The organism is Arthrobacter sp. UYCu511 (assembly GCF_040547105.1).
Classification (GTDB): domain Bacteria; phylum Actinomycetota; class Actinomycetes; order Actinomycetales; family Micrococcaceae; genus Specibacter; species Specibacter psychrochitiniphilus.
In genome coordinates, this window is the sequence record NZ_JBEPPB010000014.1 from 95,474 (window position 1) to 107,338 (window position 11,865).

Annotated in this window: 11 protein-coding genes and 1 pseudogene; 6 read left to right on the top strand and 6 right to left on the bottom strand. The window is 54.0% G+C overall.

The window, feature by feature from the left end; translation table 11 throughout:
• The first annotated feature begins 130 nt into the window (after window positions 1-130).
• On the top strand, window positions 131-499 hold the full coding sequence (locus tag ABIB48_RS16340; protein ID WP_110105921.1) for a hypothetical protein: 369 nt from the start codon (window positions 131-133) through the stop codon (window positions 497-499).
• Window positions 490-669, top strand: a complete 180-nt coding sequence (locus ABIB48_RS16345; RefSeq protein ID WP_110105922.1) for a hypothetical protein — start codon at window positions 490-492, stop codon at window positions 667-669. Before ABIB48_RS16340 ends, ABIB48_RS16345 begins: the two co-directional genes overlap by 10 nt.
• A gap of 575 nt (window positions 670-1,244) precedes the next feature.
• On the opposite strand, the gene ABIB48_RS16350 is transcribed toward ABIB48_RS16345, so the two are convergent.
• A complete protein-coding gene (locus tag ABIB48_RS16350) occupies window positions 1,245-2,213 on the bottom strand; it encodes an ATP-dependent nuclease (protein WP_354213637.1) in 969 nt (322 codons plus the stop codon).
• Entirely contained in the window at window positions 2,197-2,811 is a 615-nt protein-coding gene (locus tag ABIB48_RS16355; RefSeq protein ID WP_354213638.1) for a hypothetical protein, read from the bottom strand. The genes ABIB48_RS16350 and ABIB48_RS16355 overlap by 17 nt, the downstream gene beginning before the upstream one ends.
• Window positions 2,812-2,850: 39 nt before the next feature.
• Here ABIB48_RS16355 and ABIB48_RS16360 point away from each other — a divergent pair.
• Window positions 2,851-4,057: pseudogene (locus ABIB48_RS16360) on the top strand (IS3 family transposase).
• Window positions 4,036-4,692, top strand: coding sequence for an ISAs1 family transposase (locus tag ABIB48_RS16365; RefSeq protein ID WP_110105926.1), 657 nt, complete (start codon window positions 4,036-4,038; stop codon window positions 4,690-4,692). Before ABIB48_RS16360 ends, ABIB48_RS16365 begins: the two are co-directional and overlap by 22 nt.
• Before the next feature lie 593 nt (window positions 4,693-5,285).
• Here the strand turns inward: ABIB48_RS16365 and ABIB48_RS16370 are convergent.
• From ABIB48_RS16370 to ABIB48_RS16380, 3 genes are all read right to left on the bottom strand, one after another.
• Window positions 5,286-5,582, bottom strand: coding sequence for a hypothetical protein (locus tag ABIB48_RS16370; protein ID WP_354213639.1), 297 nt, complete (start codon window positions 5,580-5,582; stop codon window positions 5,286-5,288).
• Between the two features lie 748 nt (window positions 5,583-6,330).
• Window positions 6,331-7,233: a hypothetical protein gene (locus tag ABIB48_RS16375; RefSeq protein ID WP_354213640.1), complete on the bottom strand. Its 903-nt coding sequence runs from the start codon at window positions 7,231-7,233 to the stop codon at window positions 6,331-6,333.
• A 779-nt stretch (window positions 7,234-8,012) separates the two neighbouring features.
• Window positions 8,013-8,879: a hypothetical protein gene (locus ABIB48_RS16380; RefSeq protein ID WP_354213641.1), complete on the bottom strand. Its 867-nt coding sequence runs from the start codon at window positions 8,877-8,879 to the stop codon at window positions 8,013-8,015.
• 910 nt (window positions 8,880-9,789) lie between these two features.
• Between ABIB48_RS16380 and ABIB48_RS16385 the strand changes: the two genes are divergently transcribed.
• Window positions 9,790-10,518, top strand: coding sequence for a hypothetical protein (locus ABIB48_RS16385; RefSeq protein WP_354213642.1), 729 nt, complete (start codon window positions 9,790-9,792; stop codon window positions 10,516-10,518).
• A gap of 314 nt (window positions 10,519-10,832) precedes the next feature.
• Here ABIB48_RS16385 and ABIB48_RS16390 read toward each other — a convergent pair whose 3' ends face one another.
• Complete coding sequence (locus tag ABIB48_RS16390; RefSeq protein WP_110105369.1) at window positions 10,833-11,609, bottom strand: hypothetical protein; 777 nt, start codon at window positions 11,607-11,609, stop codon at window positions 10,833-10,835.
• Here ABIB48_RS16390 and ABIB48_RS16395 point away from each other — a divergent pair.
• Entirely contained in the window at window positions 11,608-11,766 is a 159-nt protein-coding gene (locus tag ABIB48_RS16395; protein ID WP_170120904.1) for a hypothetical protein, read from the top strand. The genes ABIB48_RS16390 and ABIB48_RS16395 overlap by 2 nt on opposite strands.
• The last annotated feature ends 99 nt before the right edge of the window (window positions 11,767-11,865 follow it).

Here is an 11,865-nt window from a genome sequence, read left to right on the forward strand (position 1 = left end):
CAAAGTTTCTAATCCACGTCCGAGGTCACGCTGACGGGCACCTTTGATTGTTCCAATCATCTTTTGGCGAGCGGTTTTACGGTTATCCGGGCCGAGGGCTAGGACAATGCAGAATGATAGGAGTGCCCAATTGGCTCTGGTGCTTGCCATCAGCAAGATCCCGGGAGCGGAGTTCCTGAGCAAGGTTTTTGATGTTCTGATTGCGGGCCTGCCTAGAGCGATGGCTGCGGTGGCTGCATGGAAAATCTCCGGTCTACTGGCGGTGTACTTGATCAGGTGGACCCTCTCACACAAGTTCCCTGCCACAACGGCGAACATTGTCACGGGCGCTTTCGCGGGCGTCATCCCTGGTTTGCTGGTCTTTTACGCGCTGGGACCGGTCACAAGTGCTGCGGGCGATGCCGTCGAGATTGGCATTGAAGCAGCACTGACGTACAGCCCCCTTCTGGTCGGGCTCTGGCTGCCCTGGCCATGGCCGGTGGAGCCGGGGTGGGTCTGACAGGAGCCGAAGCATCCGCCTATCTGCTGGCGATCGTGGCACCCTTCATTTCCACCAACACAGTAGGCATGATTCTGGCAATGGTGACTGCACTACTTCTCGCCTTTGGCCTCACCCTGGTGGCCAACTTGGCGTTCCTGCGGGCCGAGCGAAAAAAGGAAATCGCCTAAACGGGTAGGGAACTGACTCACCTGGCAGTGCCCTAAAAGCTTTTCACGTACGACGGCGAGACCTGGCTTTTGCGGCCAGAGCCCGCTGTGTTTGGGGCAGAGTTGGAGGGGCGTTAGTGCGTTCGGGCAACCCGCGGTTTGGACCGTTCCGCGGTGTCTTATAACTAACGATGAATACACCGATTCAAGCGGCAGGTTATGAGGCATAGTTGCGAGAATCGCCGGCTACGGCCGCTACACGTGATGTGGTGGAAATCGGGGCAAAGCCACTGAACCCACCAGAAACCCAGCGAGACGTCTCATATAGCTAGAGATATAAGACATTAAGGGTGTTGCAGTTAAGTCATGGGTCTGCTGCCGCTCGACCCGCAGCAGCCCATTGCTAATTTGGACGCTGAATTCAGTCGGTATCCTTTCCCGCGCCTGCTGATTGAACGACCAGGCGTTTTGAGAGGAACCGGTGTTGGCCCAAAGGGCCTCACCCCTGTGTGGAAATGGGCACTTGTGGAACAACCACTAGATGGACTGTGTTAATATTCCTCGGGCATATGCCGGATTAGGGTTCGACTAGGCAGTCACGATGACAAGAAAGTGTTGATCTTCATTAGAAGTTGTTCAGCACGATCTAGTGTGGCCGGAGAAATTTTCAACGTGCCCTGCTTCTGCAGTAAGTACTTCGCTGGGGTGTAATGGTTCAAGCGCCCTTTGTTTATTCCGCGCTCCTTCATGACAGCCTCGACACGCTTAGTGATGCGATCCCCTTTCGGCAGGTCGCCAACTTTGATGTCCTGCCCGTTTAGGTGTGACTTGTACGCACCGTTTACGAGCTTTATGTAAAACACCGGATCAAATAGATCCTCGACGTCTGCTTCCTCGCGCCCTACCACTTCGCTGATGAGAATAATTCCCGCGTCAGCGAGTTTTCCCGCAGCCTCTAGCTTCCTGATTGATTCAGCGTCCTCGAACCCTGCGTCTGCCAATACTGCGATGTTGAGTTTGTTTGCACCAAGGAGACTGACAAATGCGGGAAGCTTTGCGATGCCACCGACTGGTGCGATTGACCACCGTTCGTTTAGTCCTTCTCTACCAGCTGCGATCAGGGTCTGCGACAAAATCTCCAGGTACATGAGATCGGAAGGGCCTTCGACGACTAGGGTGTCGGGTGATACGAAGAGTGTCTTGGACAGGTCGACACCCATTGCCGCGTGTAGAGGGAATGAAGTCTCCGCATCCGCGTCCATAACTTCTGACGAGACAAGAGTTCCCTTGTCGTCAGCATCAATGACTGTTCGTACTCGATGAAGAACGTGGGGATCGATCATGAACGGGGAGTGCGTAGAGAAGATTACTTGGTGCTTCGGAGCTAGGCGTTCGTCGATGAACCGTAGAAGATCACTCTGCGCCCAGGCATGCGGATTGATGCCTGGTTCATCGAGGAGCAGGATCAAGGGCTGATTGGATTCATGTTCGATGTGAGAAAAGTACGCGAGGAATGAAAAGAACCATACAAAGCCGCGCGATCGTTCATCAAAAGGTACAGTCACACTGTGCTTCTTGTTCCCAACCTCGGATCTGCAGAAGAGGCGCTTTGTTGAGCGGAGGAACTGCACCCGTATCGGGTTTATCCATCAGCCGAATTTTGACGGCCAACTGCTTGTTTTGAGACCAGTACTCGAAAACCTCTTCCGAGATGGCGTTGGAAGCATTTTCGGAGTCCCGAACTAAGTGCTCGTGGCTCTCCGGTTCTAAGAAATCTTCGAGGTCAGCACCCGCGGCGGCTAAAAGTGAAACCACTGCTTGCTCACTGCGTGTGAGTTCTTCATCGTCTCTCTTCTTCACGAGGTCGGGGATAGATACCAGCCCGGGCATCGAATCGTAGTCGTCAAAGTAGACGAACTTCGGTCTTCTCGGTGAAAGGATGTCAATCGCACGTAGTGATGATCGCCCATCGCGCCAAGAGTTCACTTTTGCAATGACTGCCGTTGCGGCCTGAGTGGGAGCCTCGAGCTCATTGAGCTTGGCAAGAAGAGTCGCGGAGTCCCTGGTACCCTTTATTGCCGCTGCATCGCTGGGGGTGAGTTCGACCCCTTCGAGAAGGTGAGAGACAACGGCGGCTTGATCGATCTGGACGGGTCTGATCAAAGTTTAGTTGACATCTGACTTGTGAGTTTTGGCTTGCAAGTGAAAGGATGTTCAACATGCCTAAAGCTTTTCGGCGAAGAGTTCCGCCGTGACGAAAGTCGCGGTGGCCCGTAAGGGCGAATCTACTATTGTCCAGATCGCGAAAGACTTCGGTATTTCCCCTGCCGCTTTGCATCGGTGGTTGAAGATCGCCGATGTCCAAGACGGGGTGGTCCCCGGGGTCACGAAGGAAGAATCCACCGAGCTTCGAGAAGCGAAGAAACGGATCCGTCTCCTTGAGCAGGAAGCGGAGGTGATGCGCCGAGCGGTGGCTTATCTTTCCTAAGGACGTCAACCCAAAATGATGTACCCGCTGGTCCTTGAACTAGCCGCTCCCCAGGCCCCTGTACGGGTTCCTGTCGCGGTGACCTGCCGGGTCTTGGGATTCTCCCGCCAAGCCTTCTACCAATGGTGTGCGAACCCTGTCAGTGACCGGGACTGGGAAGAAGCACACCTAGTCAACGCCGCCTTGGATATCCATGCCGAGGAACCGACGTTCGGGTACAGGATGATCCATGACGAACTCGTCCACGAACAAGGACTCGTGGCCTCTGAGACCCGTGTGGGGCGGTTGTGCAGGGAGAATAGGATCCTTTCTGTCATCCACCGCCGGCGAGGTACAGGGAAGAAAGCTGGCCCTCCCGTTCATGACGATCACGTCCAACGGGTCTTCACCGCCACAGCACCGAACCGGTTGTGGCTGACCGATATCACCGAGCACCACACCGGCGAGGGCAAGCTCTACCTCTGCGCGGTCAAGGACGTTTACTCCAACCGGATTGTCGGCTACTCCATCGATTCCCGAATGAAGGCTGCTCTGGCTGTTGACGCACTGGCTGCGGCGATCAGTCAACGGAACCCGCAAGGAACGTTGATACACAGCGACAGGGGCTCTCAATTCCGATCCAAGAAGTACGTCCGTCTGATCAGCTCAGCTGGCCTGCAGGGCTCCATGGGACGGGTCGGGGCATGTGCAGATAATGCCGCGATGGAAAGTTTCTACTCGCTGCTTCAAAAGAACGTGCTGAACCAAAAACGGTGGGAAACCCGGGCAGAACTACGCTTGGCCATTGTGGTCTGGATCGAGAAAACCTATCACCGCCGACGCCGGCAACGACGACTCGGCAAGCTAACGCCAATAGAGTTTGAGACAATAAACAAGACCACTCAACCGGTCACCGAAATATCAGCCCAAACTGTCAACTAAAACTTGGGCAGACCCTCAAGGACCTTGAGGGTGTCGTGATATCTGCCGATGCGTTGCATACCCAGCGGGAGCATGCCCAGTACCTGCACTCCCGAAAAGCGCACTATGTCCTTACCGTGAAAGCGAACCAGCCCAAACTTCACGACCAGTTGTGCACCTTGCCGTGGAAGCAGGTCAGGGCCGGGCACAAGACCCACGAAACCGCCAATGGCCGCGAGATCGCGCGGACCGTCAAATGTGTCAGCGTTGCTGCCGGGATCAAGTTCCCCCATGCCGCACAGGCCGCACAGATCACCCGCAAGTCCCGGCCGCTCGGAACCCGGAAGTGGTCGACCGAGACGGTCCACATCGTCACCTCGCTGGCGCCGGCAGCAGGGAAACCGGAACTCATCGGGTCCCTGATCCGCGGCCACTGGGGAATTGAAAACGGCCTCCACTGGCGCCGGGACGTGACTTGGCGAGAAGACTCCAGCCAGGTCCGGCGGGGCAACGCTCCCCGTGTCATGGCGTCCCTGAGGAACATCGCCATCACGATATTGAGGCTCGAAGGCGAAACAAACCTTGCCAAAGCCACCCGCGGTGCCCGCAACTATCCTGACCGCGCCCTCAAACTCGCCGGCCTAACTACCAGCTAAACGACTTTGCAGAAGCCCTGGGTATGACACCGCCTTCTATTGACAACTTCCCCCGGTTCGTGGACGATACTATTATTCGACAATAACTGCTCTTTGAGAAAAATATCTGGGGAATATAATTAGTAAAAAACGTCCATTTCTAGCGGCGATTTTGAGCATTATCTTTGTTGGCGCGGGTCTAGCAATTGCTGCACCGGCACAAGCAGTTGACATACGCGTTGATGGCTGCACAGTTCACTCGAACAACCCTCATCCTTCGGTTCATTACAACGGAACTATTGATGGGGTAGGAACAATCAGCTGCCCAACACGTGCATCTAACCTCTACTTGAAAGTAACCCTAGAGAAATACAATGGTGCTTCATGGACAAGGCCTGCATTGGATTATTTAAACTCATTTGGATTTAAGTCGACTGCAGCGTCCTCATGCAGTGCAGGACCGGGAACTTTTCGCACAAGAGTTGACTATGTGGTTAAACGATATTCAACCAGCACCCCAAAAGCCGGTAACCTTTACACTCCTTGGATGGGTGTAGCCTGCGGACCTGCATCGAGAATTGCAGGTTAGGGTTGTCATCTATTTCTTGAGACTATTAGTCTTCTTTGGGCGCTAATCCAAAAAGTTTTGTCATTTGGGGAGTAGAAATGAATTCGAATTTTGAAGTTATTTGAGTTTCAAACCATTTAACAAAAAACTCCATTGGCCTACCGGCAGCTTCATTTTCAGCCCAAGACAATGCGTCCCTCACATCTTGCACGTCAGTCACCTCATACTCATCAACAGCCCATGAGTAATTTTCTATCACCGGAGGAGTCCAAATACGCACTCTATAGGTGGCGGGATCAGGATATTCAAATACGTCATCTTCGCGCATCCATTGTATATTCATGGCACTACTCTAGGTCAGAATATCGATAAAATTTCTTGATCATAGAATTTTTCCTCAAGTTTAGCCGCTTCCAATCTTTCGTTGACCTTTGGGTCATCATCCAGTGAAGCGGCACACAGCAACCCGTCACCGTGCCCTCACCAGGACGCAGAAATGCCCCGAACCAATCAAGGTCCGGGGCATTTCTGTGTCCCACTCCTCGGCGTTGTCAAGCCGTCTTAGCAAAAACTGCCCTCGACTGTCTCGTAACCTAAGTGCCTCGTATCCCATGGGATACGAGAGGGGTAATGTGTCGTACCTTCACCGGGGTTTTAGGCCGGGAGGGTATGGGGAAGGGTGGCTCCCGCAAGCCTCCCAGCATCACGGCCGCCGCAATGGCACCGGCTACCACTACACTGCCGGCGGGGACTGCGGTCTTGCTACCCAAGGAGACTGGATTCTTGGAACCTGATACATGAAGAACAGCCTGTGAACCCAGAGAAGCCTGTGAACAGCTGTTTCAGCCACTGCGCGGCTATGCACCTTCTATCTAGTGTGCCAAGAATTGATAGAGCGCTAGGTTGGTGCCCTTGAGATTGTGAAGACGTCAGCGTGTGGTCGGCGGACCAGAATGTCAGAATCTTCCCTTGCTGTGGGGTCCTTCTGCGTGCTCGACATGAAAGCGTTCAATAACGACCCCTGCTCTGCCTCATGCGCCCGCGACTACACGCAGCGGCTCCGTGGTCGCCGATGCCGGGCAAGGTCGTTTCTATCTAGTTGCGAGGTGTTCGAGTTCGTCGGGGAGCATCATGGCGAGTTCGCCGTCCACGATGCCGGTGATGGGCTGGATCTGACCACCGTTCCACCAGTACACGTGCGGGCTGAGCGGGTGGGGCATACCGTCGTGTTGGGCTCCTGTCACCTTGGCCATGAACAGCAAATCCGCGATCCCGGTGTCATCGTTGATGATGTGCAGGTTCAAGGCTGTTGCGGCGGGGACCGTGATGCAGACACCTAGGGGCCCTGCGGTGAGCTCAAGTTTTTCAAGGAGTTCGGCGGGGAAGGCCAGCCAAGTGGCCTGGAACTCGGATTCGGACATGATGCCCAGGAACGAGCCACCGTCGCCGTCGGTGGCCTGCTGGGGCGTGCTAGTTCCTTCGGCGAGAAGGTTGGCTCGGGCCCCATCCCAGGCACGGTCCTCCCCGGCCCGCTGAACGTGCTCATCCCTGAGGTAGTTGACGGTTTCGTCCCCGTCGTAGGCCATCAAAAGCGGGAGCCCGCCTACCCATTGGGCGTAGTTATAGTGCAGCTCGGCCTGTTCTTGAGAAATCATGCCCGGGTCGATGATCTTGGCCCTAGTCCCAGCAAGTAGCGCTTCAATGGGCATCGCATCGATGATGGATCCGGCCGGTTTGGCGGTCATCCGTGCGAAGTAGTCCTCGAGCATGGGCTTCCATTCCCGCTCGGGGGCGTCGGGCAGTGTCCGGGCCACGGTTTCAAGCCCGTATATGCGCCCGTCTGAGAGAAGAACGTGATCCGCGGCTATCTCGACGCCGTACCCCATGCTGGTGAGGACGTCGGCACAGACCTGACGCATCTTCACGCCCTGCTGCAGCGTCAACTGCGGGAAGGTTGCGTCGAGTTCTTTGGGTTTCCTGCTGAAAAGAGCCATGCGGTGGGTTCCTTGCTTTCTCGAATGAACTACTGTGGATCAGGACGTGTAAGGGTAAGAGGTTAGGGGTTACTCCCAAGAGTTCGACAACCTAACGGACATAATCACATGGCTGCGTCAACGGTGACTTTCCCTCCATGACTACATCATCCACGACGGCATAGACATTCAGCGAAAGAGCGATGCAGCGACGCAGCGATTAAAGCCTGTAGCCAGTCAGCGCACATGTCACTCATTGAGAAATAACCTTCAATTGATGAGATCGCGCATCTGGTCAATATGCCCGCATCTTTGGATGATGCTGTTATTTGTCGTAGAAAATTGCGTATCAGAGGCCTTGTAGCCAAGCTCCGAACATTCGTTCCGCGACTCCCGGATCTTAAAGTGTCTCGATCAACTGTCTTGTATCCCTAGGGTTACGCGACGTTAGGGGTGCCGCAGTTGGTGGCATGTTAATGGGGCATTGAGTCGAGCAGATCATACGGAAATGTGTTTTCTGTGGAAACATGCGGTTTCGCAAATTTCCGGACTCGTCAACGCATGCTTAAATGAATGACCGACTTAAGGACGCATCGGCTCGGGATCCCGGCCGGAAGACCTCGACGTGCTCAACCTTTCGTTCGTGAAGAGCCGGGTCATTGAGAAACACCGCAATGGCTAGCAGGCTAGATCAGTGGTCGAAAAAGTTGATTGCCGGGACGCTGTCACTCTGCCGCTCTCATCGCTCGGAGGTTGCTGCGGCAGGGCGGCCGTCTGCATGAGTTCATGCGGTGGACATATTAGTGCTGTATTGGACCTGCACTTGCGATCAGCGCGCGTTGTGCGCAGAACCTAACTAGATCAACGTCGTGGCTCAACTCATTGGCCTCAGGAGAATAGGGCATAAGCAGCTTTGCATCGTGGCCACCCCCATCCTTTGCATGAACCACCCGACACCTAATGTCATAGATGCGATCAGCTACCTGATCGATAAGATCAGACGCTCGATTTTCGACATTAATGGTTGACACGTCTTCAATCTTTTTCCTATTTTTGAGGTGCCCAGCGCGTTGGGGATGATTCATTACAAAGTCTTTTATCTCATCTACTTCCAGACAGGATCGAAGCGTTGCCTTTAATTGTTCTCGTTCCGATCTGCCTTTGACGCCTCCGCCCAGAATTAAAAGGCGGCCCAATTCCCCATCGTCCTCGATATTGAACAGAGGATTTCTTAAGGTAGTTCGTGCTTTCCTGATTGCTTCCGACTCGGAGTATCGAGCAAAGAAGAACTCCAGCACCTGATAGTAGGCCAGGAACGCCAAGAGATTCATACCGTTCGCTGAGGTGGCGTAGCGGTACAACGACAAAGCTTCTAGTGAGTACGAGTATCGGGGAGGCGATAGAGGGATCAATGCGGGTGCTTGTGAAGTCCGCGCGTAAGTCGGGGGGCTTCTAAAGAGAGCTAGATTTGCCCCGTACGCGTACTTCAACTGCAGGTCGAATAGAAAAGATGCCCCTAGTTCGTCGAGTACTTTCAGGGCCTCGAGGTGGGTTGCCGGCTGCAGGCCCTCAATCTTCAGGGAATTGCTCGCACTTCGCCCATCTCGCTCTCTAATAAAGAAACTTCGGGAGGATAATATCTGTAGAGCTTCTGTTGCTGGGCTCACCTCGAGACTCCATCGACCGCGCGGGTCCGTGACTCGAATTCGGTAGCTCGGAGGCCGGGCGTTCGCAGGATCTGCGGTCGCGCTCTCTAAGTCGGGGCTTGTTTCTGTTTCCGATTCTGCGTCAGAGAGGGCGAGCGGGGCGTCTAGCGCAATGGGGTGCCAACCACCCTCGGGATCTTGCACCTCAGCTCCTGGGATTTCAGAGATCGCCATTCCCCTCAGTCTGCTATTTTCGAGGCAGGCCTCAATGAGCCCCGTCTGCTTGTCGTAGAGCGCATCGTAATTGCCTAAGAATCGTTTGGATTGCACATTGATTTCAAGAAAATTGTGAGCAGTAGCTGCCGTAGCACGTTTCCAGACTTTTTCATCCCGGCCTCGGAGTATGGAGAATCGCAGCTGTCTCTTGCCATCCTCTGAAGTAGTCCATTCGCAGGTTGCGCTAGATTCCTTCAACTGCTCGTGAAGTAGCTCTAAAGGTTGAGCGTCTGTTTCGGAAACTTTTGTTAGCATCATGCGAATATACACAAGTCGGACTGGCAGTGACTTCACATGCTGAGTCCATACGAACTCCGGACTAGAATCCCTCCTCCACAGTTGACAGCGTTGAAGAGCATGTTGACCTGGGTGAGTCCAGTAAGAATGTCCTGAAGATGGCTCCACTTACCGGCAGCTGTAGCCGGTGGATCAGGCCGCTGTGAGTCTGTCCTGCGTATTTGAAAAGCAAAGTCTTACCGTCTAGCCACATGCCGCTCGGCTGGAGCAAAAATGGCGTTGGACTGTCCCATAACGCAAGTGCCTCGAAACCCATACCCATTGAACCCTGCTTTCTGCGCACCCGGCACTTAGTGAATCACCTCCTAGCTCGGGGTGGCGTCATGGCCTAGATCAATACCGCGGAAGAATGTCCATCATGACGAACGAACAGTCCATAGGGGACCAGCAGGAATGGCCCCGGCCCGGGCACTCATTCACCTACACGACGGCATTTACCTTGGATGGGATCGAGCCATTCGAATTCGAACTGAGCGTCTCAGCGGAGGCAGACGAGATGCACATCAGCAACGTGATCGTCGGAAGAATAGGCGGATCCAATGCCGCAGACATCGAATTGCGCAAGGAGCTGTACTACGTCATTGGCCGCATTACTGTAGCAAGCGGCCATATCGAAGCAGCCATGAAAAGGCTCGTGCTCGCATTGCAGGAGAACCGGACACGCCAATTTAGTCTGGTGGACAAGACTTGGTCAGATCTCCACAAGATCCTGATGAAGGAAAGTCGAAAAAACGACGCTTTCTCGTGGAAAGATCAGGTACGACGAAATCTGGCAACACATCTTCAGTGGTCCGAAGAACGCAAGCTAAAGGATCACCGTGACAACTTTATTCACGGTTCAACATGGGATTACGCTATGCCCGTTGTTTTACTTTCAAGGTTCTACAGAAAAGACGACGGACAACAAATTTTATTCAAAATGGAACAAATTCAGAAGATATCCTGTGAGCTTGAAGAATATGCCAGAAGACTTGAAACTTTGCTACATGGCCACTGGCATGAGGCCATGCTTCCTTCACGAGCTCAGGTCCCTGGGTATTCAGCATTTATCCGGCAAAATTCCCCTATCGTCGCCAACGAGGAATGAACGGTCCGCCGTTACCAGCCTGCGTCATCTTTCAGCCGAAACTCGGTGTCTCACAACTAAAGCGTCTCACAACACATGGGATACAAGACGCTACAACTCCAAGCCGGACGCCAAGGGCCTGTCGAGCAGGCACTGCGGGAGGGAATCGATCGGTCCAAAAGCTCGTTCCGCACGCACGTACGTGCCGGCACTTTCGGCATAACTATTGGTACACGCAAGTTACGCGGAATCCCTACATGTTTCACGACCGTCAGTGTCTCAGTGGGGGAGTGTCCCACTTCCTTGGAACTGGGACGAACCGCAAACCCCTAAAGCTAGTTTGGAGAACTAGCACCGACATTCTCAGAAATTTCAGCGAATTCCCCGTTCCCATAGAGCTTCCAGTTGATGCCGGATGAATCAGTGAACGTGACAAAGATCCGATCAGACAACCATTTTTTCGCCTGTGACTCGGGGCCGTAAGGCCAATTTTCCCCACGAAGGTGCCATTTGGCATCTACACCGCTTATCCCGACCGTGAGGTCGCCGAGATTGGCTGGTGGGGCCTCAACGACTCTGAACCCTTTCGGCACTTCTGGGAGAGTGAGCTTCACATGCTTGTATCGTCCGCCCCTAAGGATTCTGAGGGTGCATCCAACTAAAAGCTCTCTCTGATCGTCGTAAATGGCCTCGCTAGGTTTGATCGGGCGGCTCATAAAAACCTTGAGATGAACAGCGCTTACAGCCTGTTCTTTTATTCTTTGTGCCTCGAGCGCGGCCTTCTCCGCCTCGACGCCCTCAGCTATAGCCTTGGCCTCCTTGGCGGTGTTGTGCTGCTCCACGGTGACATCGACTGCAGCCCTTTGAACCTTCAATGCCGCAATCGCACCGACAAAACCCAAGAACGTCACAACCACACCCGCCCAGGACGCAACAGGACCCCACTCAGTTGCCATAGGTGCAGAATCACGCCTCAGCATGACCAACAAGACGACTATGGAGCAGAGCAGGAAGACGGAGACCAGCAACAGAATTTGTTCAAGACCTGTCCGTTTTGCCCAGATTTCAACAACAGCGTGCGCAAATTTTTTCACCACGTAAGTCTGCCCCATGACGGGGCATTCCGCCTTCATAAATGCGGAAAAGATCTTCGGAACCGTGGAACGTATTGAGGGCAGCGTCATTGAGCAAACAGAAATGGACGCAGCCGACTATCAGGCAGGTGTGGAAGTCATGCGCCGCAAGCCGAAGAGGGCTATCGGCTGTTGAGTCTCAGGGCTCCTGATATCACGATTTAATTGATGAGAGCCGGCGGCTTGGTTTTGATTGCGTATTTGAGGATCAGGCTGGTGCCGGGGTAGCGGGTTT

Excerpts from the sequence above, each read along its gene's own strand:
- ABIB48_RS16390 (WP_110105369.1), bottom strand. The coding sequence starts at position 11,609 with ATGGGGCAGACTTACGTGGTGAAAAAATTTGCGCACGCTGTTGTTGAA.
- ABIB48_RS16375 (WP_354213640.1), bottom strand. The coding sequence starts at position 7,233 with ATGGCTCTTTTCAGCAGGAAACCCAAAGAACTCGACGCAACCTTCCCG.
- ABIB48_RS16370 (WP_354213639.1), bottom strand. The coding sequence starts at position 5,582 with ATGAATATACAATGGATGCGCGAAGATGACGTATTTGAATATCCTGAT.
- ABIB48_RS16385 (WP_354213642.1), top strand. The coding sequence starts at position 9,790 with ATGACGAACGAACAGTCCATAGGGGACCAGCAGGAATGGCCCCGGCCC.
- ABIB48_RS16395 (WP_170120904.1), top strand. The coding sequence starts at position 11,608 with ATGACGGGGCATTCCGCCTTCATAAATGCGGAAAAGATCTTCGGAACC.